Here is a 26214-nt window from a genome sequence, read left to right on the forward strand (position 1 = left end):
AACTGATCTATAGAATATTTGCTGTGGTAAAAAGAGAGGAACCTTTTGTAAATTTAACAAGATATAATTTGCATATGTCTTAGAATACACGAATAAAATCATCCGTGTCTATTGAAATTTACCCTTATTACAATAAAAACTACAGATAAAAACTTCTCCTTTTTCCATAGATTAAGGATAGACTATAAGTCATAAATCTGTATAATTTGAAGCTAAAATAAGAGGAAAATGTGTTGTAAAGATTATATTATAAGGAGTAAAAAATCAATAATTTTTAACTCAATTACAGGATGTTTTTTGCCACGAATGCACGAATCCCTTTTTCATTCGTGCATCCGTGGCTATTAAAAAATACAGCTATGTAGAGTAATATTATCTAAATTTAAGGCTCGAAACTCTCGAATTTTCCATTTTCATAGAAGAGAACAATACGTTTTATTTTATTGGATTGATTACCAATAACTTGACTTAATATTTGTTCAGGTGAAGTTTCTAATCGCTGAGAATCCGATATTTTTTCAGCAGCTTTATCTGGTGTTGGTATAACCGATTCTCCAGAAGCTGTCAGAGCAGGTTCTGTTTCGGTTTCATCTATTCCGAATTCATCATCATCATTCATCATGGTGAAAAGATCGGGTAGAGGTGTTGTTCTTACCTGATCTTCTTCAGGCTGTTCTTCAGAAATTTTTATTTCCGGGACTTCTGATTTCAGCATTTCACCTTCACCAGTGACCAGCCAGTCCCAAAGAAGCTCGGGGAAACGGGATTTTATTTTTATGATAAACTCTAGTGACGGTTTATTTCTTCCGGATGTAATATGCGAAATTGAGGAACGCTGTACATCGATCTCATCTGCAAACTCAGATGGGGTAAATTGGGAGTACTCTATAACTTTTGAAATTCTTTCGTTTAAACTCATAAAAATAAGCCTTTAATTATGTTACAAATGTAACTTATAAAATTTACAAAAGCAAAATACAAATGTAAATAACTGTAAATATTTTTAATATACAAATGTAAATAAGCTATAATTAACTGTATTTTATATGTTTACATATAGATTACAAATGTATTATAATACTGTATATATTAAATTTCATTTATCCTAGAATAATGCCTGGCAGTTAATTTTCATTAAACAACCTTGGATAAGGTGATTATAAATGTAAATTTCAGCCTATAATAGGCCATTTTCTGTTTGAGTTATGTTACGATATTTCTATTTACATAACTAATCCGATATACATTTGAAAATAGAGTAGCAAATAACCTAAATCATCGTTATAGTACCATATAGGAAGGATTATAACAGATATACATCCGTAAATTACTTATGTAAAACCCAATTTGATGTCATTTTTTAAGATAATTGAGGGATAAATTTCTCATGCTGGGCAAATTAATTTTTGGTTAAGTTTAAAACTCTCAAGAAAATCAATTTAAGCTAAACTTTCATGCTATTTTAAAATTCTTCTACCTTTTTACATTTGTATAAAAGAATAAATAATATTGTTTTCCACATTTTACGTGTTTAAAAAAAGCATACCCATTTGGCCTGAAACAAGGGTTTTATCACTTAAAGTATTCTTATAAATACTGTTTAGATGAATTTTATAACTTGTTGAATTTAAGTATTTTAAATATTTGTGGTTGAATTATTCGCAATCCACAATTTTATCAACAGACATTTTGTCCATACAGGCTGTTTAACAATGTTACAGATGGTAATAGGCAGGAAACGAGTAAAATTCTATTTTTAACTTTTGTAAATTGAAATCTGTTTACAAAAATTTCATCAATTTTTATTGTTTCCATGTTGTTTACAGATGTTAATGGTTATTTTTTGCCTCAAAATGGTTAAATTTGATTCCAGTAAATTATTTTCCAGCAATGAACTTTGAACACATTTATTCTCCCAATCCCGATTTCTCAAATCGCTATATTTCTCCTGAAAAATTATTTTCTTACCTACAGACAAATCTCAGCGATTATATTCAGGAGATCGGAACATCCTATTTAGAGAAACCTATTTATCAATTAAGCATCGGAACCGGAAGCATTCAGATATTGGCCTGGTCACAAATGCACGGAAATGAATCCAATGCAACGCACGCGATGCTTGATCTTTTAACAACCCTTGATAAGGCTCCAGAAATGAAGGAGGATTTATTCAGTAAAATCAGACTGGACTTTATCTTTATGCTGAACCCTGACGGGTCTGAAAAATGGACAAGATTGAATGCCGTGGATATTGATCTTAATCGCGATTTCCATAACGAGGCTAGTAAGGAGATTAAGTTTCTGAAAAAAGCAGCAGAATCAAAGAAATATGATTATGCTTTAAACCTTCATGAACAGAGAACCATTTTTACTACTGACGGTATTCATCCGGCTACGCTTTCTTTTTTGGCACCTTCTGAAAACATAGAACGTACAGTTACAGAAAACCGAAAAAAATGTATGGCTGTAATCGGAAGTGTTTATGATTATTTAAAAGAAATGATCCCTAATCAGATCGGGAGATATTCTGATGAATTCTATCCTACTTCTACCGGAGATAATTTTATAAAAGCGGGAATGCCTACTATATTATTTGAAGGTGGTCATTTTGTAGATGATTATACCAGAAAGGGTACCAGAAAATTTTATACGATTGCTTTATATTATGCATTAAAAGCAATCAGTGAACTGAACTCGGATATCACAGGTTGGGAAACTTATCTTGATATCCCCGAGAACAGGGAAACCCATTACGATATTATCTACAGAAATGTAAAACTGAATACGGAACATGAATGCATTTTAGATATTGCAGTTCAATATAGAGAAATGAAAGAGGAAGGGAAAAACGAGATTTCTTTTGTTCCATTTGTGATGGAAGCTGGTGATGTTAAAAAAAGAAAAGGCTGGCTGGAAATAGACTGTACGGGAAAGAAATTTATTTCTGCCAATAAATATCCAAAGCTGGATGCAGTAGTGGATTTTAAAATAGAAGATTAAAAATTTCGGCAACCCTTTGGGTTGCCGAAATTGCTTTTTATTTAATTTCTATGAATAAAAACTTAATACTATTTATAGATCAGATTCTTCCAAAATGATACATTATAGGTTTATCTTTTTCCTAATTTTTCAAATTTGTGTAATCTGTAAAATCAGCAAGAGATTTTAATATTTTATTCAATTAGTAAAAATCTTAGTTTACTACCTTAATTCCGCTTGCCAGGAATCTTATTTCTTCTTTAGGTTGTGTAATAGCATCAATTTCAGATTGAGGTTTCTTAGCATCCTCAGCATAATGCTTTTGTTCATCTATGGAAATTACTTTTCTTTCAGCATTCCCTTCCAGAACTACATTTTTACCTTTTAAAGCTGTTGGTACAAAGAAGGCATAGTCTTTCATTTTTACAAAAAACTGAGAGTTATCATCTGTCTGAATAGTCAGCCAGCAGCCTTTTTTTTCACATACATCGGTTACTTTTCCTTTGATAGCTATATTTTCCAGCTTTTTATTTTCTTTTTTAAGTTTCTTTCCCAGTTTATCTACTGTAATAGCTTTGGATTCTGTATTAGCAGCAACTGCCGCTCCGTAGGTGTCTCCCACTAAGGCATTGCCTGCTGGCGGCGAAAATTTCTTCTGTGAGGTCTCCTGAGCAAATGCAAGTGTAGAAGCGCTTACAGCCACCGCAAATAGAATAGCTTTAAATTTCATGTTTAATATTTTTTTCAAAAATACTAATTAATATTGAATCATAAATCGATAAAAATTAATAATAAATAGGTGCTTGCGTGAAATTTTAATAAAATTAAAAATGAAAGGTAGATTTGTTTATATTTGACGCCTATACTTGACTATGCAGAAAAAACTGAAACTATGGGATGCCATTATGCTTGTAATGGGATCTATGATCGGAAGTGGAATCTTTATTGTAAGCGCTGACATGATGCGTAATCTGGGCTCCGGCTACTGGCTGATTGTTGTCTGGATTATAACCGGAATTATGACTGTAGCCGCAGCGATAAGCTATGGCGAACTTTCCGCTCTGTTTCCAAAGGCTGGCGGACAATATACTTATCTGAAAGAGATCTTCGGTAAAAGAATGGGATTTCTATATGGTTGGGGGTTGTTTACTGTGATACAAACGGGAACAATTGCAGCCGTAGCCATGGCTTTCGGTAAGTTTACAGCCTATCTGGTGCCCTCACTTAATGATGCAGCACCTCTTATCCAAAGTGGAGAATTCAAGATTACATGGATACAGATTTTAGCCATTGCAGTCATTCTTCTTCTTACTTATATTAACACAAGAGGGGTAGAAAGCGGAAAGTTTTTGCAGAATTTATTTACAGGATCTAAAATTTTAGCTTTACTGGGACTTATTGCTGCCGGATTTATTCTGGTTGATTTCTCTCATTTATCTGAAAATTTCAGTCTGGGAATGGATTCATTTAGCAACCTGAAAAAAGATCTGAGCGGAAATTTCCTGAAAGAAGGCTGGGAACCTATTGGTGGCATGACTTTAATGGGAGGTATTGCAGCTGCAATGGTAGGCTCGGTTTTCAGTTCTGTAGCATGGGAAAGTGTAACGTTTGTTTCCGGGGAAATTGAGAACCCAAAGAGAAATGTTGTAAAATCAATGATTTACGGAACTTCTGCCGTGATGATTTTATATATAGCCGTTAATTTTGTGTATTTAAATGCACTTGATAGGGATGGTATTGCCTTTGCAACTAATGATAGGGTTGCTGTTGCTGCTTCTCAGAATATTTTTGGAAGTGCCGGAACTATTATTATTGCTTTATTGGTAATGATATCCACTTTCGGCTGCAATAATGGGCTGATTTTAGCCGGAGCAAGGGTTTTTCAAACAATGGCAAAAGACGGAATGTTCTTTAAGTCCGCAGAAAAAAACAATAAAAATGAAGTACCTGAAAATGCATTATGGATGCAGGGAATCTGGGCTTCTTTATTATGCCTGAGCGGGCAATACGGAAACCTGTTGGATATGATTTCGTTTGTGATCGTTCTTTTCTATATGATTACTGTTTACGGAGTAATTTATTTAAGAATTAAACAGCCTGCTTTGGAAAGACCTTATAAAACATGGTTATACCCGGTGACGCCTATCATCTACCTTATCATTGGAACTGTTTTCTGTATCCTATTATTAATATATAAGCAGCAATATACATGGCCTGGATTTGTACTGGTATTATTAGGGCTTCCGGTATACTATTTCATCAACCGGAGAAAAGGCGATCAGTAAATTAAGAGAATAAATTCAATATAGATAATGGTTTCAGGGCTTTCAATTCAGTTTGAAGGCCCTGGTTTTTGAATAATATTTTAATTTATTATAACAATTATTAAGTGAAAATGTGTATTTTGGTATTTCGTTTTTAAAGAAGCGGAACCATGAAGTAAAAAACAAGAAGCTATGGATACACCAAATTACAGAATGCCCTTTGTGCCATCGACTTTAATGACCGAAGGAGGAAGTATCGATACCTGCGATATGGGGGAAAGTATTGCCCACAATATTATGCTGCTGATCACTACCAAAAAAGGAGAGAACAGATATGATGAAAACTATGGAAACGATGTTTGGAACCTGGAATTCGACAATGGAGTAACAAGTGCCATCTGGGAAAATGTTTTTGTTAAAAGTCTGAGAAAGCAGATTCAGGAATATGAACCAAGAATTGTACAGCCGCAGATCGATGCCAATATCCAATTTGTAGAACACAGTTACGATACCAAAGAACACACCGAAATCAAAAAGAAAGTAAGAATTGCCATCAATGCCAAGATGGAGGAAACAGGAGATCGTTTCAGTTTTTCAACAGAACTGTTCCTGAGCCCGATGTCTATTGATTAATATTTTTAACAGCGAAAAAAAATTATGAACCTAGATCAGAATATTTATTCCAAAGAATCTGTAAAAGCAAGAATGCTGCAGAATGCAACTAAAGTATGGGGATTGAAAAGCCCACAGTCTTTAGATCCATTTGTAAAACTATTAATTGATGCATTCAGTACAGAAGTTTTCAAAGCGAATAATGAAATACAGACAGTTAATGCCCGAATTCTTGAAAAACTGGCAAAGCTGTTAACTCCATCCATTTATACTCATCCTATTCCGGCTCATGCTGTTGCATTTACACAGCCTTATGATTCTACCGAAGTTTTATTGGAGCACACGGAGTTTTTCTTCCGTAAACAAATGACTTCCACAGTAAAATCGGAATCGGATAAACAACTGAATATTCCTTTTACTCCGGTAGGGAATGTGAGAATTAATAAAGTTCACACTTCAATTATGTTTGTAGGAAACACCTGCTACAGTATTGATGACAGATTCAATAAAATTCCTATTGCAAGATTTAACGGCAGACCGGAAGATTACAGAAAAATTACCGTAGGGGTTGATGTAAGCAAATATGTAAGTGAATATTTTCCTAAATACATGAGCATATTCTGCTCCAATCCCGCATTCGAACATCTGGATTTTGTGTATAAACTGTTACCTTATATTACCGTATCAAGTAACGGTAATCCTTTGTTTGTAAGAGAAGGTTTAAGTTATCTTACAGAAAGTGCCCCGGATGGCTATGAGCAGATGTTTAAAGAACAGTCTATCCGAAGTAAAGTGATTGAAGATATTAAAAGTATCTACCGTCATAAATTTATTGAAATCACAGGACTATCAAACAGTTTGTTTTCAGAGCCAGGACAACTTCCTCAGAACCTGGATTTCCTTGCAGGAAAAGAAGAGATTGTAAAATATCTGGACAACAAACGCTATTTATGGCTTACTTTTGAATTCCCACCACAGTTTTCAGCAGAGATTCTCGATAACTTCTCATTTGTACTGAATGCCTTTCCAATCTATAACAGAGGATGGAAAAAAACTGAGTACAGCCTTGATATCATGGGGAACAATATTCCTTTGGTGACAGATGAAGGTGAGCATTTCTTATATGTGGATGAGGTTCAGGACGGAGATGGAAGAAAATATACTGAAATACCATTTACACCAGCTGATGATCTTAAAAAAGGATTATATACCGTAAGAAAAGGCGGAATGGAGCGTTTCACCAGCAGAAATGCTGTGGATATGATTGCCAATGTTCTGGAGCTTACAAGAGATGAGATTGCTGCATTTTCCCTTTTAAACAGAGACAATGTAAAAGGTGTTCTCAGCGAAATGTCAGACAAGATGAAGTCTATGGTACAGAAAGTAAATAATGCGAAGAGGAATATCAGACAGGAACTGAATTACGTCATTATGGAACCTGTAGAAAAAACAGACCATACCTACGCCTCTTTCTGGATCACACATTGTACACTGGCCAATCATATGCGCCCCGGAACAGAACTTTCCAATCAGCTGAAATCGCAAACTGTTGTATTGCTTACAGAAACATTGGGTGGAGCTGAAGAACAAAAAGGGACTGACAGTATTCAGGCTTATAAATATGCATTGACAACAAGAGATAAAATTATTTCCCTTGAAGATGTAAAAAACTATTGCCGGATGATCCTGAAAGACGAGTTGAGGGAAGTAAGAGTAAGAAGAGGAACAATGATCAGTAATAAACCTAAAGAAGGTTTTGTAAGGACCGTTGAGGTAGAGATTGTTCCACAGAATTATTCTTTCTACGGAAGAGCATACTGGGAAAATATGGCAAACATTACCAGAAATCAGATTATTGCAAAAGCAATAGACGGTATTGAATATCTGGTAAAAGTAACCAATGAGGATGTTGAATTCCAGGATATGTAAGTTGAAAAATTAAAACAAAAAATATGAAGAAGATTATTGTACTTGCAATGGCCCTGTCTTTGACTGCTACAGTGGTAAGCTGTAAAAAAGGTGCCGGAAAACTGGGGAGTGCAGTTTTAAACATGGGAGGTGAGGCAGATGCAAATGCTGTTATTGATTTTAATAACAACTTTATAGACTCCTATAAAAGTACATCCAAACATATTGAAAGAATCTTAAAATATGCAGATGCGGCAGTAGCCAAATCAAAAGGTGAAAATGTATTGATAATGCCTATCACATTAACCTCAATGGATTATTCCTTTTCAAAGATTAAAGAAATTCCATCAGGGTTTGATAAAGAGAAGGCGGCTATTGAAAAAGACTTCAGTATTTATAAGAGTAAAAAGGAAAATATAGATAAAAAAGTTGAAGAACTTAAGTCTTATATGACTTCAGAAGATTATAAAGATGATAAAGGAGCAAAAGCAGAGGCCATCAGAAAAGAAATTGAGGGTGACGTGAATGATTTCTATACTGCAGGAGAGAATATTATGCTTAAGATCAAACCTGCTACAGATGCTGCGGAAGAGGTTATTTTAAAGGATCATCCGATGAAAGAATATATTATTTCCTCCAAAAGTGTAATGAATTCAATGGATTCTGTAATAGACCTTCTTGAGAAACAATATTCAGGGCAGTTCAATGAGGCAGAAGCTCAGAAAAAGTATGATGAATTTGCCAAAGCAGTAGAAGCCAATTCTAAGCTAAATTTTGATGTTAAAGATCAGCAGTATTCCTACAAAAAACCTCAGTTTGAAAGCTTCAACAAAAATGCTTCTAACTTTTTAGATTTGTACAGAAAACTGATCCGGGACGCTAAAGAGAAAAGCAAAATTCAGGACAATGATATTCAGCAGATCGATTCATCGTATGAAAGTGTATTGGGAGCATATAATATCTTTGTAAAGTAACTTTTTTGATTTGTTGTATAACCAACAATCAATTTTAAAATATGTGCCGTAGAAAATACGGCATTTTTTATACTCTATTTATAAAAATCTATTAAAAACTAAACGGTTTAAATGAAAAAAATATTACTTTTTATATCTCTTTGTATTTTTAGCTTTCAGTTAAAAAGCCAGACAATACAAGATCTGCGAAATAAAATCAAAACGATCATATCAACAAAAAATGCAACAGTTGGAATTTCTGTAAAAGGAATTGAAGATCATGATACCTTGAGTATTAACGGAAATAAAGAAATGCCAATGCTGAGTGTTTTTAAATTCCATATTGCATTAGCAGTTTTAAACCAGGTAGATAAAGGGAAATTGAAACTGGATCAGAAATTTTTTATTAAAAAAGAAGATTTATTACCTGAGACCTGGAGCCCGATCAGGGAAGAATATAAGGAAGGAGATATGTATCTTACATTAGATCAGTTATTAAGATATACCGTCTCCCATAGCGATAATAATGGTTGTGATATTCTGCTTAAAATTATCGGTGGAGCTCCTGTTGTTCAGAAATTCATCAATCAGCAAGGTATTAAAGATTTTACTGTAAAATTGAACGAACAGCAAATGAATACCTTTGAATCCTATTTCATTAATACATCAACTCCTTTAGCTACAACAGACCTGTTAGAAAAATTCTACAAAGGGAAAGTTCTGAAAAAGGAAACTACAAAATATCTATATCAGATTATGGTAGAAACTTCAAGAGGACTAACCTGGATGAAGGCCGGCTTACCAACAGGAACAGAATTGGCTCACCGTACAGGAATTTCAGGAAGAAATGATGATAATATAAGAGCTGCCATGAACGATGTAGGAATTGCAAAACTGCCTAATGGGAAACATTTCATTTTATCTGTATATCTGAAAAACATCAATGAGGAAATGAAAGACACAGAAAAAATTATTGCAGATATAGGAAGTGCAGTCTGGGAATACTACATAAACAAGCCATAACCCAAAACTATGAGTGATGAATCCATAATTTTAATCCTCTGATACCTGCTGTTTAAGCTATCAATCAGCATAAGAATAATAATCTCCACAATCATCTGTGAAAATCAGTGTAATCTGTGGGCAAATAAGTTCAATAGAAACTGGATTTAGTCCTTTTTTCAATAATAATCAATCATTGGTTTTAGGCAAAACCTATCAACAGCATTTATATAAATATTATTATAGTATCAAATAAAATAAAGTAATATTATAAAAATTTTAACCCTTTCAGAATAAAATAAATTCCATAAAAATTCCGTAATTTTGCACGTTGTGATTTTCAGGCAAACTCACTCCAAATTATGAGCAAATCAACAGAATATATAGAAGTTTACGGAGCACGTGAACACAATTTGAAGAATATTAATGTTAAGATCCCGCGCAATGAACTGGTAGTGATTACCGGGCTTTCCGGGAGTGGAAAATCTTCACTGGCTTTTGATACTATTTTTGCAGAAGGACAGCGTCGTTATATAGAAACATTTTCTGCCTATGCACGTCAGTTTCTGGGTGGATTGGAGCGTCCTGATGTAGATAAAATTGAAGGACTTTCACCCGTTATTGCCATTGAGCAGAAAACAACCAATAAAAACCCGCGTTCTACCGTAGGAACGGTTACAGAACTGTATGATTTTCTTCGTCTTCTGTATGCGAGGGTTTCGGATGCTTACTCATTGTCTACAGGGCAGAAACTGGTAAGCTATACTGAAGATCAGATCCTGGATACCATTAAAGAAAACTATAAAGGGGAAAAGATCATGCTGATGGCTCCTGTTGTACGTTCCAGAAAAGGACATTACCATGAACTTTTTGTACAGATGGCTAAAAAAGGCTACGGACAGGCAAGAATTGATGGTGAATTACAGGATATTGAATATGATCTGAAACTTGACCGTTATAAAACCCACGATATTGATATCGTGATCGACCGTTGGATCATCGGAGAAAGTGCTTCCGAAGGCAGAATGGAAAAATCCCTGCGTACTGCAATGGAAATGGGTGAGGGAATCATCGGAATTCAGAAACTGGGAAGCACAGATATAGAATATTTCTCCAAAAACCTGATGGATGCAGACACAGGGCATTCCTTAGCATTACCGGAACCTAATACATTTTCATTCAACTCTCCGAAAGGAAGCTGTCCAAACTGTAAAGGATTAGGAACAATTAAAAAGATCAATACAGACTATTTTATTGATAATCCAAAACTGTCGATCAATCAGGGAGGTTTACTGCCGCTGGAAGATATTAAATCTAATAAATGGATTCTGGCGCAGATCAAAAACGTTCTGGAGATCTTTGGATTGGGAATGACAACACCGCTAAAGGATATTCCTGAAGAAGCTTTAGACTATATCTATAACGGATGTCACAAAGAATTCAACAAAGATCTGAAATATGCAGGAATTACCAAAAAGATCAAGATCAGCTTTGATGGTTTGATTGCTTTCATGGAAGAAATTATCGATGAAAGAGAATCTTATGAAGCTATTTTACTGGAAAGACACTTCACTACGGAAGAAATATGTCCGGAATGTGGCGGTACCCGTCTTCAGCCTTCAAGCTTAAGCTTTAAAATTGACGGAAAAAATATTGCTGAGGTAAATGGTTTAAGTTTAGCTGATTTAAAAGAATGGTTGGCAGATGTTAAAGATAAATTCTCTGAGAAAAATAAAATTATTGCTCATGAGATCTTAAAAGAAATTGAAACCAGACTTCAGTTCCTTCTGGATGTAGGTTTAGATTATCTGAGCTTAAGCAGAAGTTCAAAAACCCTTTCAGGAGGAGAATCACAAAGGATCCGTCTGGCAACGCAGATTGGGTCACAGCTTGTGAATGTTCTGTATATTCTGGATGAGCCAAGTATCGGACTTCACCAGAGAGATAACGAAAGACTGATCCATTCCTTAAAGAACCTTAGAGACATCGGGAACTCAGTTTTAGTAGTAGAACATGATAAGGACATGATTCTGGAAGCCGATGAGGTACTGGATATTGGTCCGAGAGCCGGGAAATTCGGTGGAGAAATACTTTGGCAAGGGAAACCAAAAGATCTTCTGAAAGCAGATACCATTACCGCTCAGTATATCAACGGGAAAAGAAAAATTGAAATTCCTGCAGAAAGAAGGGCAGGAAGCGGAAAAAATATTGTCCTGAAAGGAGCTACAGGAAACAACCTTAAAAATGTAACCCTGGATGTTCCCCTTGGAAAATTGGTGGTGGTAACCGGAATTTCAGGAAGTGGAAAATCTTCCCTGATCAATGGGACATTATATCCAATTCTGAACAAACATTTCTATAGAGCGGTTCAGGAACCTTTGCCATACAAAAAGATTGAAGGTCTTGACAATATCGATAAAATTGTAGACGTAGACCAGACTCCGATCGGAAGGACACCACGTTCAAATCCGGCAACGTATACCGGAATGTTTACAGACATCAGAAATCTTTTTGCAGAGCTTCCTGAAAGTAAGATCCGTGGGTACAAACCGGGAAGATTTTCTTTCAACGTAAAAGGTGGAAGATGCGAAACCTGTCAGGGTGGAGGATTAAAGGTGATCGAAATGAACTTCCTTCCGGATGTATACGTTCATTGTGAAACCTGCAACGGAAAACGTTTCAACAGGGAAACTCTTGAAGTTCGTTACAAAGGAAAATCTATTTCCGATGTGTTGGATATGACCATTGATGAAGCAGTAGAATTCTTCCAGTCGATTCCAAAGATCTTTGCTAAAGTGAAAACTCTGCAGGATGTAGGATTGGGATATATTACCCTTGGACAACAATCTACAACACTTTCAGGAGGGGAGGCCCAGCGTATTAAACTGGCAACCGAGCTGGCAAAAAGGCAAACCGGAAATACTCTTTATATCCTTGATGAACCTACAACAGGACTGCATTTTGAAGATGTGAAAATCTTAATGGATGCGATCAATCAATTGGTAGAACTTGGAAACTCATTCATCATTATTGAACATAATATGGATGTAATTAAACTGGCTGACCATATTATTGACGTAGGACCGGAAGGAGGAAAATACGGTGGTCAGATCGTGGCACAGGGAACTCCGGAAGAGATTGTAAAGTCTAAAAAAAGTTTGACCGGGAAGTTTTTGAAGAGAGAATTATAATAGAACACATTAATTTAAGTATACAAAAGAATTTGCGAAAGCAGATTCTTTTTTTATTTTTATCCCCAATCAAATCCTAAACCTAATCATGAAAAAATATATCATCCTTTCCATCTTTCCATTTCTTTTATCCTGTAAAAAAGAGAAAACTGTACCTGTACCCACCAAAGCTGCAGTTCAAAAGAAGGACAGCATTAAAACAGATGAAGAGCAATATCAATTGGATAAAAATTCACTCTTCGGAGTATATCAGCTTACTAGCAAGGATATAGCAATCTGCATTCCTGTGCAGTTTGGTGATCCTGATGTTCCATTATCAAGGAAATATGAAAATTTTCTCACCAATGACTCCATTCCATGGATATATGGAAAGGACATGAAAGATTATAAATATTATGATACAATATCTGTAGGTCCATTATACTATAATAAAAGGTTTGAGGATATCTTTAAAAAAGAAATGAAGGATTCTTATTTTGTGTACGGGACCAGGTCTTTCCAGAAGTGTACGATAAAACGGGTCGTTTTCCAGTCTACAGAATGTGGAAATGATTATATTGCTTATATTCTGAATGTTGATAAAAATTTGATCGGGAATCCGCTTATTGCTTCAGAAAAAGAAATTCCGTTGAAATATGACAATAGCTACTCAGAGATCAATCGATCCATCAAAAAATCAGCGGCTAAAGAAAGTACAGAAAATAATTATGGCTTTGGAAATTACAATCCAACTACTTACGGAAACTATAAAAATCTATATTTTACCTATTATGACGATTTTAAATGGTATGATAAAAAATCCGGTTCTCATTGTCAGTTCCCGGAAAGAGCTGTTTTCGAAATAGGAACAAAAGGAAAAGTAAATCTGCTTTGGAGTTCTGAAATGGACCTTCTTGGTTTACCATGCCTTTAATATAATACCAGTAAAAGCAAATTAATTCATTCAATGCATTCTAAAAAATCTAAACCGCTTATTGTAGGCGGTTTTTTGTTAATAATACACTCTATTCGCTATTAAAATGAGAATGATTAGGCTTAATTTTTAGAGATTTCAACATGAAATTCAGTGTCCAATGTTAAATTTTCATTTATTTTTAAAATTTAAAAAACTGCTAATCAGTTAGTTACATTTCAATGTTAACTGAATATTAACTGAAAGTAAATTTAATATGAATTATTTTTAATAACTTTGAGTAAGAGATATAAAAAAAAAATATTATAATATTTAAAACCAGATAGTTATGAAAAATAAAATTCAAATATTGATAGCTTCACTTTTTATTACCGGATTAGCAGCTGTAATGAATCAAACAAAAGCCCAAACTACAGATAAAAATACAATTCAGGCCATTCAGCTGAATAAAAGCGAAACTTTTAATGATATAAGAAATAAATTAATGTCAAATTTTGATTTGGATAATCCTGAATACAAACAGGGAACTGTAAATTCAGTTGTAAAATTTGATATTGCCAGAAACGGAAAAATTGTGAATGTCCATTCTAAAGGTGATTGTAAGACGGTAAGTAAAGAAATTGAAACGGTTCTAAGCGATCTGGATTATAGAGTAGACCGTAATAAATTGACGGACAATATGGTGGCTTATACCTATGTGATGCCTGTTACTGTTGAAATTCATAACAGATAATATTTGTAAGCAGAATTTTTTAGTTAAAAAAGTGTAAATAATGAAAATTGAAAGCCTTAAATTGTAATAATTTGTAGTAATATTCGTTTTACATTTACAATACCATAAAAATAAAGCTATATGAAAAATTTTAAAAAACTGACTAAAGGAGATTTAAAGTCAGTGTACGGAGGGCAGCCAAAACAATATTGCACGTATTGCGAATGGGCAAATAAAGTATTTTGCAGCGAAATTCCAATCGTTCAGTGTCCATAAAAGATCAAGCCGCTTTTTGAAGCGGCTTTTTTATTGTTTTGTATATTGGATAAAATCCGTCAGACTTGTTTTAAGATCTTTGGAGTTTTTTATAGAATCAAAGATAATATTGTCAATTTTCCATTCTTTATCAGAATCAATGAGCTGTATTGTATCTGTCCAGAATATCTTTGGAGAAGCCATGTTGTATTCAAACTGAATCACTGCTTTCGCTTTTTTCCCATGAATAGTAATATCTTTAATGGTATACCCTGTATATCCTTCATACAGACTGGAAAAAATAGCCCCTTCAAATATTAGAGGTTTCTCATCAGGGTGGTCACTGTTTTTCACTTTTTCAATATCAGCTTTTGAAGCATGTATTGCTGTTTCCAATGTTTTTTTCAGCTCAGGAGAAAACAAGTCATCAGGTAGAGGGTGTTTGTAAATAGATTCATTAGATATTCCATATTGACTGTAAAGCTGATTTGTTTTTTCAGTGATCAGTTTCTTTTCAGCTGACTGGGATTCAGTTTTACCGCAGGCAGTAAAACATAGAATAAGAACATAATATAAAAAAGATGGTCGTATCATAAGGGGATGTTGATGGTTGTCTGACTCCAAAAGCTATACCAAAGGAGCATGCTCTGGAAAGAAAAAGAGCAGCTTCAGCGGTCTTCGGTGATCAATTTTTATGATAAGTCATAAATACCTGAATGCGATACCAAAAAATCAATACATTTGAATAGATAAAAAAATAATGGATCCTATACTTAATGTTGTTGTCCGTTCCCTTTGTATTTACCTTTTTATGGTGATAGCAATCCGGTTATTTGGTAAAAACCAGCTTTCTCAGCTTAATGCAGGAGATATTGTTCTGCTGCTGCTGATTTCCAATGCAGTTCAGAATGCAATGGTGGGGCAGGATACTTCGTTGCAGGGAGGTATTATTGCGGCTTTAGTTTTATTTGTAGCTAATTTTATTTTAAAAAGACTGATGTTTTCCAATCGTTCCTTTGAAGCATTTATGGAAGATGAACCTGTGGTTTTAATAAGAGATGGTATTGCGGACCAGTCGGCTCTGAATCGGGTAAAGATAACCCAGGACGAACTGGAAGAAGCAATAAGAGAACATGGTATAGAAAAAATAAAGAATGTGAAGCTGTCCGTTTTGGAAGTGGATGGAAATATAAGTGTGGTTTCTGAAGATGAAAAAAGTAAGCAGACCCACTATTCCAGAATTAAGAGAAAATATAAAAGAAAATATCATTAATCATCATGAATTACGAATTACGAGAAATGCTTCCCAATGATGAAGCAAGAGTATTGGAAATCTTCAGACAGGGAGTAGAAGGTGGTATTGCCACTTTGGAAACAGAAGTCCCCACAGCTGAAGCATGGAGTATGGAATATTTCAATGACTGCCGTTGGGTATTGGAAAACGAAAATAATGAAGTTGTAGGATGGTGTGCTCTTAAACCGGTAAGCAAAAGAGAAGCTTTCAAAGGAGTGGCAGAAGTAAGCATCTATTTCGATAATGAATATCAGGGAAAGGGATTGGGTTCAGTATTGCTTAAAAAGATAATTCTGGACAGTGAAGATCACGGATTCTGGACTTTACAGACCAATATCTTCTCCGAAAATGAAATGGCAATCAAATCTCACCAGAAAAACGGTTTCAGAATGGTAGGCGTGCGCAAAAAAATAGGAAAACTCAACGGTGAATGGAAAGATCTTGTTATGATGGAGAAAAGAAGCGAAACGATATAAGAAGTAGTAAAGTTGAGAAAGTAATTTGTTCTCAACGATCAACCTTCAACACAGAACTTCAAACCATTTGGCCTGAACCTTGTTATAGATTGTCCATTAAGTTGGAAAAAGTAGAAATAATGAAAAATATATTTAAAATCACAGGTGTTTTGTTACTGATGTCTATGTTTACATCCTGTGTAGCATATGATAATGGTGGTGGCTATCAGGCAAAGAAACTTCCTCCGGGGCAGGCTAAAAAAATATATGGCGGAAGTGCTAAAGATTATGCTCCTGGACAGGTAAAAAAGAGAAATGGGTACTAAAAAATAGGATGCAATAAAAATTAAATAAGTTTTTTGGCATTAACATTGATATATTTCGCTATTAAGTTTGAAAAAGTGAAATAATGAAAAGTATGTTAAAAATTGCAGCAGCAGGTGTGATAGCACTGATGATATCGTCTTGTGTGGTTCATGAGAGAAGAGGAATGCCACCTGGTCATGCAAAAAGAGTATATGGTGGAAGTACAAGGTATTACGCACCCGGACATGTTAAAAAGGTATATATCTATGAAGATCGCGGCCATCATCACAGAGGAAGAGGCCACGGGCACGGGCATCACAGATAAAAATAAAAAAGCACTGAAAGTTTCAGTGCTTTTTGCTTTGTATGATTACAGCCTCGATTTTTTCGGGTTCAGAAGTGTATCGAATATCAATACTTCCTGTCCGAATTTATTTTCAATCCTTTCCGCTATATTTTTCAGTTCGCTTTCAAGAAAATCAGTTCTCAGGTCATCATTATCAAAGATCAACAGAAGGTTATAATTTTTTCCTTCATCAATATAATCACTATGAACTTCAGATAGGATATACTTGTCAACATCCATCAGATTTTCGGTCATTAAAACCAGGGTTTCATCAATATAATTTTCCCATTCTTCCAGATTATTTTTCGTGCAGTGGAAAGTTATACTTAATACGCTCATATTTTAAGAATTTTTAAGATTTTTAGGACAAATTCTAGGACAAAAATCGGCATTTTTTTCGTAAATTAGCCCGTTAATAAAAATTGGAAATAAATAATTTTCAGACTTACAGCTAAAGGTCTGGCAATCATTATAATAAATTTGTTTATGCAAAAAGAAGGAGAAAGACTGATTCCTATCAACATTGTTGATGAAATGAAGTCGTCTTATATCGATTATTCGATGTCGGTTATCGTTTCAAGAGCGTTACCGGATGTAAGAGACGGCTTGAAACCCGTTCATAGAAGAGTACTTTATGGTATGTATGGACTAGGGGTTTTTTCGAATAGAAAATATTTAAAATCTGCGAGAATTGTTGGGGACGTGTTGGGTAAATATCACCCGCACGGAGACTCCTCTGTATATGACGCGATGGTGAGAATGGCTCAGGAATGGAGTTTACGTTATCCTCAGGTAGACGGACAGGGTAACTTCGGTTCCATGGATGGTGACCCGCCAGCAGCAATGCGTTACACCGAAGCAAGACTGAAAAAAATCTCTGATGAGGTTCTTTCTGACCTTGACAAAGAAACTGTTGATTTCCAGAATAACTTCGATGATAGTATGACGGAACCTACCGTAATGCCTACTAAGATTCCAAATCTTTTGGTAAACGGAGCTTCAGGTATTGCAGTAGGGATGGCAACCAATATGGCGCCACACAACCTGTCGGAATCTGTAGATGCAATCTGTGCTTATATTGATAACAAAGATGTAACCATCGATGAGTTGATGCAGCATATTATTGCACCGGATTTCCCTACAGGAGGTATTATCTATGGATATGACGGAGTAAGGGATGCTTTCCATACAGGAAGAGGAAGAGTGGTGCTAAGAGCAAAGGTTAACTTTGAAGAAATTGGAAACAGAAATGCAATTATTGTAACAGAAGTTCCTTATCAGGTTAACAAGGCAGAAATGATCGCCAGAACTGCAGAACTTGTTAAAGATGAGAAGATTCCCGGTATCCACGAGATCAGAGATGAATCAGACAGAAAAGGGCTTCGTGTTGTTTATGAATTGAAAAACGATGCAATTCCAAATGTAGTTCTGAATCTTTTATACAAATATACAGCGCTTCAGACTTCTTTCAGCGTTAATAATATTGCGCTGGTACACGGAAGACCGGAGCAGTTGAACCTGAAAGACATCATTCATCACTTTGTAGAGCACAGACATGAGGTAATCGTAAGAAGAACTCAGTATGAACTTAAAAAAGCGAAGGAAAGAGCCCACATCCTTGAAGGATTCATGAAGGTGATTGGTACTCAGGATTCTCTTGATAGAGCAATTTCGATTATCCGTCACAGTGCAAACCCTCAGGCAGCAAAAGAAGGATTGATCGAAGCGTTTGAGCTTTCAGAAATCCAGGCTCAGGCGATTCTTGATCTTAGACTGGCACGTCTTACAGGAATGGAGCTTGATAAGATCCGTGACGAATATGATGCTATTATGAGAGAGATCGCTGATTTGGAAGATATCTTAGCTAATGAGACTAGAAGATTCCAGATTATTAAAGATGAGCTGATTGAAGTTAAAGAAAAATATGGTGACGAAAGAAGAACTGAAATTGATTATTCAGGAGGAGAAATGTCTATTGAAGATATTATTCCAAATGAATCTGTAGTTCTTACAATTTCTCACGCAGGATATGTGAAGAGAACTTCACTTTCAGAATACAAAATTCAGAGTAGAGGTGGTGTAGGAAACAAAGCAGCAACAACAAGGGATTCTGACTTCCTTGAGTACATCGTTTCTGCAACGAATCACCAATACATGTTATTCTTTACAGAAAAAGGAAGATGTTACTGGTTAAGAGTATTTGAAATTCCGGAAGGCTCAAGAACAGCCAAAGGAAGAGCAGTACAAAACCTTATCAACATTGAGCCGGATGATAAGATCAAAGCGTATATCAGAACCAATAACCTTAAGGATTCCGAATATGTAAATCAAATGAGCGTTGTGATGGTAACTAAGAATGGTACAATCAAGAAAACATCATTGGAAGCGTATTCAAGACCAAGGGTAAATGGAGTAAATGCTATTGAGATTAGAGATAATGACCAATTATTAGGGGCTTACCTTACAAACGGGACTTCTCAGATCATGATTGCAACTAAAAATGGTAAATGTATCCGTTTCCCTGAAGAAAAAGTAAGAGAAGTAGGTAGAGGATCAATCGGGGTTCGTGGTATTGCCATGGAAGACAATGATGAAGCTATTGGTATGATTGTTGTAAATGACGTAGAGAACGAAACAGTACTTGTAGTATCTGAAAAAGGATACGGTAAGAGAACTGCAGTAGAAGACTACAGAATTACAAACAGAGGAGGAAAAGGTGTTATCACTCTAAACATTACCGAAAAAACAGGAAATCTGATTGCTATTCAAAACGTAACAGACGAAGATGGATTGATGATTATCAATAAATCCGGGGTTGCCATCAGAATGGGAATGGATGAAATGAGAGTAATGGGTAGAAACACCCAGGGAGTAAAACTGATCAACCTTAAGAAAAATGACGAAATTGCAGCGATTGCAAAAGTAGAAATGGATAAGGATGTAGAGGAGGATTCCGAAGAATTTAACGAAGCTGAAGGAGCTGAGGGAGAAGTTCAGGAAGGAACCGGAACATTATTTGATAACCTGGAAGACGATAATACAGCATCTCAGGCTGACAATGAGAATTCAGACTCTGAAGAATAAATATACAATTAATATAAAATAGTTATTATGAAGAAACTAATTTTAGGTATGGCTATCGTGGCATCTGCTTTGGTTTTCGGACAGAAGAAAGATGTGAACGCTCAGCTTCAGGAAGCTAATAAAGCAGCTATGGATGCATATAATGCAAAAAACTATGCAGCTGCGGCACCTAAGTTTGTAGAAGTTTATGACCTATTGAAGGCTAATGGTCAGGATAATAAATTATATATGTATTATGCCGGACTTAGCCAGGCGTTAGCTAATAACAGTGATGCAGCAATCAAAATATATTCTGATCTGGTAAATTCCGGATTTACAGGAGTAGAAACTACTTATACTGCAAAAGAAAAGAAAAGTGGGCAGGTAGTAAACCTTGATAAAGCTACTTGGGAACTTATGAAAAAAAGTTCTGATTACTCAGATTTCAAAACTGAACAGTCAAAAGGGGTAGAAGAAGATTTATATGAAACTTTAGCTTCATTATATCTTAACGCTAAAAAACCAAATGAAGCTCTTGTAGTTATCGAGAAAGGATTAGCTAAATATCCTAATAATGCTAAGCTTAAAGAAAATCAGACCAATGCTTATCTTGCGTCAGGAAATACAGAGAAATTTGTTGCCGGTCTGAAAGAGCAATTAGCTAAGAATCCTAATGATGCAACAAACTGGTATAACCTTGGAGTAATGCAGGCAAAAACTCCGGCTACTGTAAATGATGCATTAGAGTCATTCAAAAAAGCAATTGAGCTTAAGCCAGATTTTGCTAACGCTTATCAAAACCTTGTTTATACAACAATTGGTGATGATTCTAAAATTGTAACTGAGATCAATGCATTGAGAAAAGACAAGCCGGATGCAGCAACTAAGTTAATCGATGAGAGAAAAGCTAGATTTACTCAAGCTTTACCTTTTGCAGAAAGCTGGTATAAAGCAGATCCTAAGAGTATCGATGCCGTTAGTACATTAAAAGAAATTTATGTAGTAACTAAAAACATGGATAAAGTGAAAGAAATGAAAGCTAAAGAAGCTGAGCTAAGCGCAGCAGCAAAGTAATCATTTAATAACTCAACAATAAAAAGCCGGAACATACATGTTCCGGCTTTTGTTTTTAGCAAAAAGCAGGATTTATTGCTTGAAATATATCATTCAAAATTTCTCTTCTTTCTGAAGAGGATCAGTAAATTTCATCCCCGGAAATTCTCTGTAATTCCGTATCTTTGAGAAAAATTTTAACAAGATGATTGAGTGGAAAACCGTTAAGGAATACGATGATATTACCTATAAAAAATATAATGGTGTAGCAAGAATTGCTTTCAACAGACCGGAAGTGCGTAATGCTTTCAGGCCAAAGACAACTTCAGAATTATATGATGCTTTTTATGATGCCTCTGAAGACCCTTCAATAGGCGTTGTTTTACTTTCAGGAGAAGGACCAAGTCCTAAAGACGGAGGTTGGGCTTTCTGCAGTGGAGGAGATCAAAGAGCAAGAGGTGATCAGGGGTATGTAGGAGAAGATGGAAGACACCGTTTAAATATTCTGGAAGTTCAGCGTCTGATCCGTTTTATGCCTAAAGTGGTAATTGCGGTAGTTCCGGGATGGGCTGTAGGTGGTGGACACTCACTTCATGTTGTATGTGATCTTACTTTAGCAAGTGAAGAACATGCAATTTTCAAACAAACTGATGCTGATGTGACAAGCTTTGACGGTGGTTACGGATCTGCTTACCTTGCAAAAATGGTAGGACAGAAAAAAGCCCGTGAAATCTTCTTTTTAGGAAGAAACTATTCTGCTCAGGAAGCTTTTGAAATGGGAATGGTAAACAAAGTAGTTCCACATGCAGAACTAGAAGATACTGCTTACGAGTGGGCTCAGGAAATTTTAGGAAAATCCCCAATGTCTATCAGAATGCTGAAGTTTGCAATGAACCTTACAGACGACGGAATGGTTGGCCAGCAGGTATTTGCAGGAGAAGCAACCCGTTTAGCGTATATGACAGAAGAAGCTAAAGAGGGAAGAAATGCATTCCTTGAAAAAAGAAAACCGAATTTCGGAGACGATCAATGGATCTCATAAATTCCGGGAAACTATTTTTGTAGGCTATGGGAATCAGTAGGGAAGATCTTGAAAAAAATAGAGCAAGTAAAGAAAGAAGGAGGGAAAGTGAATTTCTTCTCTCTGTCGACTTTGAACAGTATTTGTCAGATCGCTATTTCTATGATAATCTTGATAAAGATTTCTCTTCGAAAGATTTTTTTCCACTGAATCCATTAAAACCCGAACACGAATGGTATCGTTTCAATATAAATGATCAGGAGTTTGAAGTAGGTAAAATGTCTTCTGAAGGTTATGATTCAAGATTTAGGAGTATTTATCTGACGGATACGAAGGCGATTTATCCTTGGAAATATAAAACCTGTTATGGGATTTGTTCCGAAGAGAATAATAATATACTCATAATGCCTTATTTTGATTCGATACAGTTTTACAGCCTATTTAATGTTTTTGTTTGTAGAAACTCTTTTCAAGATCCTGTAAACTCGGAATCCTTATTAGGCCAGGTATATTATTTTGATGCGAAAGGAAGATTTATCAGGCAGGAAAAAGAACGTTATCTTAATTTATTTCCTCATGTTGCCGTTATTGATAATGAAGTAAAAGAAATAAAGCTGGATGGTTTCAATGTAGGTGAGGTATATCGATATGATTTGTTTGTTGTGTATATTAAAGGCTCTGGTGAAGCTGTAAAAACACAGACAGTGGATAATCATGGAAATTTTATTTTAGATAAAGCTTATCTTGATGTAGTAGTTTGCCCTGCTGAAGAAACCATTTTTGCTATAGATGAAAATGAAATAATCTGTTTCGATACCAAAGGTGATAAGAAAAGAACCTATCCCGGTTTCAATCATATTGATGAAATTGGAGAGAATTGTCTCAGAGTTTATAATAAGTCAACAGATGAAGTAGGCTTTAGTCTTATCAATTTTGATGGAGAGCAGCTCTTGAAGCAGGTTTATGATTTTGTTGAAAAATGTTCAATGAGTCAAAAATATAAGTTTTTTCAGGGAAGCTGGTATCATTTTACAGGATATGAAAAAGAAGATCCTGAAATTGAAATTGTTCAGGCTAAACTGGATGAAATCCGATCAGATATATTGGTTTACAGTTTTCATCCCAATGGTAAATGGGGAATCATCAATGAAAATGAAGAAATTCTCATTCCATGCGTATACGACTGGATTGAGGAAATAAGCGAAAATGTTTTTCTTTTAAATGAAGGTGGAAGACTGTTACGTTGTTCAAGATGTACCGATGAATGGGATGGGGATACTGTTGATGAATTGATTGTTTATGGTGGCAAGTGGTTTACTTACAGTTTATTGGGTATGAATCTCGAACCTACAGAAATAGAATATGATTCAAATAATTTTATAAATTCAGTATATAAAATAGAATGACAGATTGGATAAAAGCCGCAAGGCTAAGAACTTTACCGCTATCATTAAGCGGGATTATTATGGGAGCTTTCATCGCAAAATGGAGGCTGTACAGAGAAGGAGGAACATGGGACTGGAAGATTTTTGCTTTAGCCCTTTTGGTAACCCTTTTATATCAGATTTTATCAAATTATGCTAATGATTATGGCGATGGGGTAAAAGGAACTGATGCAAAAAGAATCAATGAAGCGGAAGCAAGAGCAGTAGCATCAGGGAAAATTACAGCTAAGCAGATGAAAAATGCAGTGATTCTTTTCTCAGCATTGTCATTTGTTGCTACCATTGCTTTGTTATACGTAGCTTTCATTCCGGATTATATGAATGAATTTTATATTTTCATCGGATTGGGTGTGGCCTGTATTTTGGCAGCCATCGGATATACAGTAGGGAAGAAGCCTTATGGGTATATGGGATTGGGAGATATCTTTGTATTTATTTTCTTCGGATTGGTTTCTGTATGCGGAAGTTATTTCCTGTTTACCAAAACATTCAGCTGGGATATGCTGTTGCCGGGAACTGCAATAGGAATGATGAGTATGGCTGTTTTGAACCTGAATAATATGAGAGATATCGAAAGTGATAAGCTATCAGGAAAAAACAGTTTTGCATTGAGAATCGGATTCAAAAATGCAATGATCTATGAAATGATCCTGTTAAATCTTCCATTGATATTGATCTTGGCTTTCCTGGGGATTAATGGATTCTTTGAGCAACAAAACTATTATGCTTTTATTGTGATGATCCTAATGTTTCCTTTGACGAAACTGAGAAGAAGCATCATGTCAGTAAAAGAGCCGAAAGAATTAGATCAGTATTTAAAGCAGGTAGGAATTATGACGTTTATAATGGCTATTCTTACGGCAGCCGGACTTAATTTATTTAACTAAATCTAAAAATAGTATATCATGAGTTCCAATGTCTATGTTGAAGCACAAATGCTTATCAGAAAACCGGTTGAAGATGTTTTTGAAGCATTCATCAATCCTGAATTAACCACTAATTTCTGGTTTACAAAATCTACCGGAAAATTAGAAGAAGGGAAAACAGTAACCTGGGAATGGGAAATGTATGGGGTGAAAAACGTGGTAAACGTTCATCAGATTATTCCGAACCAACTGATTAAGACAGAATGGGGAGAAGCTTCTGTAAACGTAGACTATGAGTTTAAAACCATGGAAAATGGAACTCTTGTGATTATTAAGAGCTATGGATTCACTCAAACAGGTGAAGAGCTCCTAAGACAGGTTAATGATAATACAGGCGGTTTTACGACAGTTTTAGACGGTTGTAAAGCGTATCTGGAACATGGGATCAATCTGAGACTTATTGAAGATAAATTCCCATCGAAATAGTTAAAGTAAATAAACAACGCTTTGCGTTTTTAAACAAACACAGATGACGCGAATATTTTCACGAATGTCACTAACCTTATTGTGCTATTGGTGAAAATATTTGAGTCATTTGTGTTTAATAATAATTGAAATTAAACTTACAATGAAAATACAATTTTTAGGGCAAAATTGTTTTCTGTTCACGTACAAGGACAAAACAATTTTAAGTGACCCTTTCTACAACTACAAAAAAGCGGAATCAGGTTTTGATATTACCGCTCAAAAAATCGATTACATTCTGTTGACTCATGCTCATGGAGATCACATTGCTGATGTAGCGGAAGTATTGCAGCATTATCCGGAAGCAACCGTAATTGGAGTACCGGAAGTATGCGGATACTTTACACAGGCTAAAAATACAGATGATGTGAACCTCGGAGGATCGGCAAAAATCGACGATCTTAAAATTTCCATGGTTCCGGCTCACCACACAAGTTCATTCCCGGATGGAAGCTATGGCGGTGTTCCTGTAGGGTATATTTTCAGACTGCCTGAAGGGAAGAATGTATATTTGGCTGGAGATACAGGAGTAATGGCAGATATGGAGCTATTTCCAAGATTATACGGGAATATTGATCTTTCTATCCTTCCAATTGGAAGTCATTACACAATGTGTCCTAGAAAAGCTTCTTTCGCAGCAGCAGAACTATTAAAAACTCCAAAAGTAATCGGATGTCACTTTGATACGTTCCCAGCTATTGAGATCAATCATGAAAGTGCATTAAAGCATTTCGCAGATAAAAATGTAGAACTTGTTTTACCAACATTAGGGGAGACATTCGAATTTTAATCAATAATAAGAAAGGGGTAAACCGAAATTAGAAACAATGGAAATAATGACTAAGGTATTAAAAACAAAAAAAGATAATTATCAAATTACCTCTCTCTTCACTTTAAACCAAAAAAAAATGGCAAGCTACCTAAATCACACCGCTACGACCAATTACCTTTGCTGCGTTCCCACCCTGGAGGATTCTCAGGAGCTGGTTGTTTAGGACTTGCCGTTGCAAAGGTAGGAAATATTTGTAAACTTCAAAACTTTATTAAAGAA

The 26214-nt window shown here is 35.4% G+C and carries 25 protein-coding genes and 1 other RNA gene; 21 read left to right on the plus strand and 5 right to left on the minus strand.

Features of this window, described 5'->3' with window-relative positions; all coding sequences use genetic code 11:
• Positions 1-382: 382 nt before the first annotated feature.
• Positions 383-919 carry a helix-turn-helix domain-containing protein gene (locus tag DRF65_RS26670; protein ID WP_115973745.1) on the minus strand — a complete coding sequence of 179 codons (537 nt, stop codon included), beginning with the start codon at positions 917-919 and terminating at the stop codon, positions 383-385.
• A 971-nt stretch (positions 920-1890) separates the two neighbouring features.
• On the opposite strand from DRF65_RS26670, the gene DRF65_RS26675 reads away from it, so the two are divergent.
• Positions 1891-3000, plus strand: coding sequence for a M14 family zinc carboxypeptidase (locus DRF65_RS26675; RefSeq protein ID WP_115973777.1), 1110 nt, complete (start codon positions 1891-1893; stop codon positions 2998-3000).
• Positions 3001-3193: 193 nt separating this feature from the next.
• Here DRF65_RS26675 and DRF65_RS26680 read toward each other — a convergent pair whose 3' ends face one another.
• The gene (locus DRF65_RS26680; RefSeq protein ID WP_115973746.1) at positions 3194-3709 is read right to left on the minus strand and encodes a DUF4920 domain-containing protein; all 516 of its coding nucleotides are present in this window, start codon (positions 3707-3709) and stop codon (positions 3194-3196) included.
• Between the two features lie 142 nt (positions 3710-3851).
• Here DRF65_RS26680 and DRF65_RS26685 point away from each other — a divergent pair, with 142 nt between their 5' ends.
• The 9 genes from DRF65_RS26685 (at position 3852) to DRF65_RS29365 (ending at position 14810) form a co-directional block, all read left to right on the plus strand.
• Positions 3852-5264 carry an APC family permease gene (locus tag DRF65_RS26685; protein WP_115973747.1) on the plus strand — a complete coding sequence of 471 codons (1413 nt, stop codon included), beginning with the start codon at positions 3852-3854 and terminating at the stop codon, positions 5262-5264.
• Between the two features lie 171 nt (positions 5265-5435).
• Entirely contained in the window at positions 5436-5876 is a 441-nt protein-coding gene (locus DRF65_RS26690; RefSeq protein WP_115973748.1) for a GPW/gp25 family protein, read from the plus strand.
• Between the two features lie 24 nt (positions 5877-5900).
• Complete coding sequence (locus tag DRF65_RS26695) at positions 5901-7784, plus strand: type VI secretion system baseplate subunit TssF (RefSeq protein WP_115973749.1); 1884 nt, start codon at positions 5901-5903, stop codon at positions 7782-7784.
• A gap of 23 nt (positions 7785-7807) precedes the next feature.
• Complete coding sequence (locus DRF65_RS26700; RefSeq protein WP_115973750.1) at positions 7808-8737, plus strand: DUF3829 domain-containing protein; 930 nt, start codon at positions 7808-7810, stop codon at positions 8735-8737.
• A gap of 111 nt (positions 8738-8848) precedes the next feature.
• A complete protein-coding gene (bla, locus tag DRF65_RS26705) occupies positions 8849-9739 on the plus strand; it encodes a class A beta-lactamase, subclass A2 (RefSeq protein WP_115973751.1) in 891 nt (296 codons plus the stop codon).
• 341 nt (positions 9740-10080) lie between these two features.
• Positions 10081-12909, plus strand: a complete 2829-nt coding sequence (gene uvrA / locus DRF65_RS26710) for an excinuclease ABC subunit UvrA (protein WP_115973752.1) — start codon at positions 10081-10083, stop codon at positions 12907-12909.
• Between the two features lie 88 nt (positions 12910-12997).
• Complete coding sequence (locus DRF65_RS26715) at positions 12998-13822, plus strand: hypothetical protein (protein WP_115973753.1); 825 nt, start codon at positions 12998-13000, stop codon at positions 13820-13822.
• 328 nt (positions 13823-14150) lie between these two features.
• Entirely contained in the window at positions 14151-14555 is a 405-nt protein-coding gene (locus DRF65_RS26720; RefSeq protein WP_115973754.1) for a hypothetical protein, read from the plus strand.
• A gap of 120 nt (positions 14556-14675) precedes the next feature.
• Positions 14676-14810 carry a bacteriocin-like protein gene (locus DRF65_RS29365; protein ID WP_115973755.1) on the plus strand — a complete coding sequence of 45 codons (135 nt, stop codon included), beginning with the start codon at positions 14676-14678 and terminating at the stop codon, positions 14808-14810.
• A 30-nt stretch (positions 14811-14840) separates the two neighbouring features.
• Here the strand turns inward: DRF65_RS29365 and DRF65_RS26730 are convergent, their stop codons facing one another.
• Positions 14841-15383 (minus strand): nuclear transport factor 2 family protein, encoded by a 543-nt coding sequence (locus tag DRF65_RS26730; RefSeq protein ID WP_115973756.1) that lies wholly within the window; start codon positions 15381-15383, stop codon positions 14841-14843.
• Positions 15384-15549: 166 nt separating this feature from the next.
• Here DRF65_RS26730 and DRF65_RS26735 point away from each other — a divergent pair, with 166 nt between their 5' ends.
• From DRF65_RS26735 to DRF65_RS26750, 4 genes are all read left to right on the plus strand, one after another.
• Complete coding sequence (locus tag DRF65_RS26735) at positions 15550-16062, plus strand: DUF421 domain-containing protein (RefSeq protein WP_115973757.1); 513 nt, start codon at positions 15550-15552, stop codon at positions 16060-16062.
• Between the two features lie 5 nt (positions 16063-16067).
• Positions 16068-16559 carry a GNAT family N-acetyltransferase gene (locus DRF65_RS26740; protein ID WP_115973758.1) on the plus strand — a complete coding sequence of 164 codons (492 nt, stop codon included), beginning with the start codon at positions 16068-16070 and terminating at the stop codon, positions 16557-16559.
• A gap of 119 nt (positions 16560-16678) precedes the next feature.
• Complete coding sequence (locus DRF65_RS26745; protein ID WP_115973759.1) at positions 16679-16864, plus strand: quinol oxidase subunit 4; 186 nt, start codon at positions 16679-16681, stop codon at positions 16862-16864.
• An 83-nt stretch (positions 16865-16947) separates the two neighbouring features.
• A complete protein-coding gene (locus tag DRF65_RS26750; protein ID WP_115973760.1) occupies positions 16948-17169 on the plus strand; it encodes a hypothetical protein in 222 nt (73 codons plus the stop codon).
• Between the two features lie 45 nt (positions 17170-17214).
• Here the strand turns inward: DRF65_RS26750 and DRF65_RS26755 are convergent, their stop codons facing one another.
• On the minus strand, positions 17215-17529 hold the full coding sequence (locus DRF65_RS26755; protein ID WP_115973761.1) for a DUF4286 family protein: 315 nt from the start codon (positions 17527-17529) through the stop codon (positions 17215-17217).
• A 147-nt stretch (positions 17530-17676) separates the two neighbouring features.
• Between DRF65_RS26755 and gyrA the strand changes: the two genes are divergently transcribed.
• From gyrA to DRF65_RS26790, 7 genes are all read left to right on the plus strand, one after another.
• The gene (gene gyrA / locus DRF65_RS26760; protein WP_115973762.1) at positions 17677-20274 is read left to right on the plus strand and encodes a DNA gyrase subunit A; all 2598 of its coding nucleotides are present in this window, start codon (positions 17677-17679) and stop codon (positions 20272-20274) included.
• 27 nt (positions 20275-20301) lie between these two features.
• Positions 20302-21327, plus strand: coding sequence for a tetratricopeptide repeat protein (locus DRF65_RS26765; RefSeq protein ID WP_115973763.1), 1026 nt, complete (start codon positions 20302-20304; stop codon positions 21325-21327).
• A 184-nt stretch (positions 21328-21511) separates the two neighbouring features.
• A complete protein-coding gene (locus tag DRF65_RS26770) occupies positions 21512-22348 on the plus strand; it encodes a 1,4-dihydroxy-2-naphthoyl-CoA synthase (protein ID WP_115973764.1) in 837 nt (278 codons plus the stop codon).
• A gap of 26 nt (positions 22349-22374) precedes the next feature.
• A complete protein-coding gene (locus DRF65_RS26775) occupies positions 22375-23733 on the plus strand; it encodes a WG repeat-containing protein (RefSeq protein WP_115973765.1) in 1359 nt (452 codons plus the stop codon).
• Positions 23730-24659, plus strand: coding sequence for a 1,4-dihydroxy-2-naphthoate octaprenyltransferase (gene menA / locus DRF65_RS26780; RefSeq protein WP_115973766.1), 930 nt, complete (start codon positions 23730-23732; stop codon positions 24657-24659). Before DRF65_RS26775 ends, menA begins: the two co-directional genes overlap by 4 nt.
• Positions 24660-24677: 18 nt before the next feature.
• A complete protein-coding gene (locus DRF65_RS26785; RefSeq protein WP_115973767.1) occupies positions 24678-25124 on the plus strand; it encodes an SRPBCC family protein in 447 nt (148 codons plus the stop codon).
• Between the two features lie 142 nt (positions 25125-25266).
• On the plus strand, positions 25267-25953 hold the full coding sequence (locus tag DRF65_RS26790) for a metal-dependent hydrolase (RefSeq protein WP_115973768.1): 687 nt from the start codon (positions 25267-25269) through the stop codon (positions 25951-25953).
• A gap of 116 nt (positions 25954-26069) precedes the next feature.
• Here DRF65_RS26790 and ffs read toward each other — a convergent pair.
• An RNA gene (gene ffs, locus DRF65_RS26795) (signal recognition particle sRNA small type) lies at positions 26070-26167 on the minus strand.
• Between the last annotated feature and the right edge of the window lie 47 nt (positions 26168-26214).

The organism is Chryseobacterium pennae (assembly GCF_003385515.1).
GTDB lineage: Bacteria > Bacteroidota > Bacteroidia > Flavobacteriales > Weeksellaceae > Chryseobacterium > Chryseobacterium pennae.

What these genes read in the sequence shown, in the direction of transcription:
- DRF65_RS26670 (WP_115973745.1), bottom strand. Translation starts at nt 919, where the DNA reads ATGAGTTTAAACGAAAGAATTTCAAAAGTTATAGAGTACTCCCAATTT.
- DRF65_RS26675 (WP_115973777.1), top strand. Translation starts at nt 1,891, where the DNA reads ATGAACTTTGAACACATTTATTCTCCCAATCCCGATTTCTCAAATCGC.
- DRF65_RS26680 (WP_115973746.1), bottom strand. Translation starts at nt 3,709, where the DNA reads ATGAAATTTAAAGCTATTCTATTTGCGGTGGCTGTAAGCGCTTCTACA.
- DRF65_RS26685 (WP_115973747.1), top strand. Translation starts at nt 3,852, where the DNA reads ATGCAGAAAAAACTGAAACTATGGGATGCCATTATGCTTGTAATGGGA.
- DRF65_RS26690 (WP_115973748.1), top strand. Translation starts at nt 5,436, where the DNA reads ATGGATACACCAAATTACAGAATGCCCTTTGTGCCATCGACTTTAATG.
- DRF65_RS26695 (WP_115973749.1), top strand. Translation starts at nt 5,901, where the DNA reads ATGAACCTAGATCAGAATATTTATTCCAAAGAATCTGTAAAAGCAAGA.
- DRF65_RS26700 (WP_115973750.1), top strand. Translation starts at nt 7,808, where the DNA reads ATGAAGAAGATTATTGTACTTGCAATGGCCCTGTCTTTGACTGCTACA.
- bla (WP_115973751.1), top strand. Translation starts at nt 8,849, where the DNA reads ATGAAAAAAATATTACTTTTTATATCTCTTTGTATTTTTAGCTTTCAG.
- uvrA (WP_115973752.1), top strand. Translation starts at nt 10,081, where the DNA reads ATGAGCAAATCAACAGAATATATAGAAGTTTACGGAGCACGTGAACAC.
- DRF65_RS26715 (WP_115973753.1), top strand. Translation starts at nt 12,998, where the DNA reads ATGAAAAAATATATCATCCTTTCCATCTTTCCATTTCTTTTATCCTGT.
- DRF65_RS26720 (WP_115973754.1), top strand. Translation starts at nt 14,151, where the DNA reads ATGAAAAATAAAATTCAAATATTGATAGCTTCACTTTTTATTACCGGA.
- DRF65_RS29365 (WP_115973755.1), top strand. Translation starts at nt 14,676, where the DNA reads ATGAAAAATTTTAAAAAACTGACTAAAGGAGATTTAAAGTCAGTGTAC.
- DRF65_RS26730 (WP_115973756.1), bottom strand. Translation starts at nt 15,383, where the DNA reads ATGATACGACCATCTTTTTTATATTATGTTCTTATTCTATGTTTTACT.
- DRF65_RS26735 (WP_115973757.1), top strand. Translation starts at nt 15,550, where the DNA reads ATGGATCCTATACTTAATGTTGTTGTCCGTTCCCTTTGTATTTACCTT.
- DRF65_RS26740 (WP_115973758.1), top strand. Translation starts at nt 16,068, where the DNA reads ATGAATTACGAATTACGAGAAATGCTTCCCAATGATGAAGCAAGAGTA.
- DRF65_RS26745 (WP_115973759.1), top strand. Translation starts at nt 16,679, where the DNA reads ATGAAAAATATATTTAAAATCACAGGTGTTTTGTTACTGATGTCTATG.
- DRF65_RS26750 (WP_115973760.1), top strand. Translation starts at nt 16,948, where the DNA reads ATGAAAAGTATGTTAAAAATTGCAGCAGCAGGTGTGATAGCACTGATG.
- DRF65_RS26755 (WP_115973761.1), bottom strand. Translation starts at nt 17,529, where the DNA reads ATGAGCGTATTAAGTATAACTTTCCACTGCACGAAAAATAATCTGGAA.
- gyrA (WP_115973762.1), top strand. Translation starts at nt 17,677, where the DNA reads ATGCAAAAAGAAGGAGAAAGACTGATTCCTATCAACATTGTTGATGAA.
- DRF65_RS26765 (WP_115973763.1), top strand. Translation starts at nt 20,302, where the DNA reads ATGAAGAAACTAATTTTAGGTATGGCTATCGTGGCATCTGCTTTGGTT.
- DRF65_RS26770 (WP_115973764.1), top strand. Translation starts at nt 21,512, where the DNA reads ATGATTGAGTGGAAAACCGTTAAGGAATACGATGATATTACCTATAAA.
- DRF65_RS26775 (WP_115973765.1), top strand. Translation starts at nt 22,375, where the DNA reads ATGGGAATCAGTAGGGAAGATCTTGAAAAAAATAGAGCAAGTAAAGAA.
- menA (WP_115973766.1), top strand. Translation starts at nt 23,730, where the DNA reads ATGACAGATTGGATAAAAGCCGCAAGGCTAAGAACTTTACCGCTATCA.
- DRF65_RS26785 (WP_115973767.1), top strand. Translation starts at nt 24,678, where the DNA reads ATGAGTTCCAATGTCTATGTTGAAGCACAAATGCTTATCAGAAAACCG.
- DRF65_RS26790 (WP_115973768.1), top strand. Translation starts at nt 25,267, where the DNA reads ATGAAAATACAATTTTTAGGGCAAAATTGTTTTCTGTTCACGTACAAG.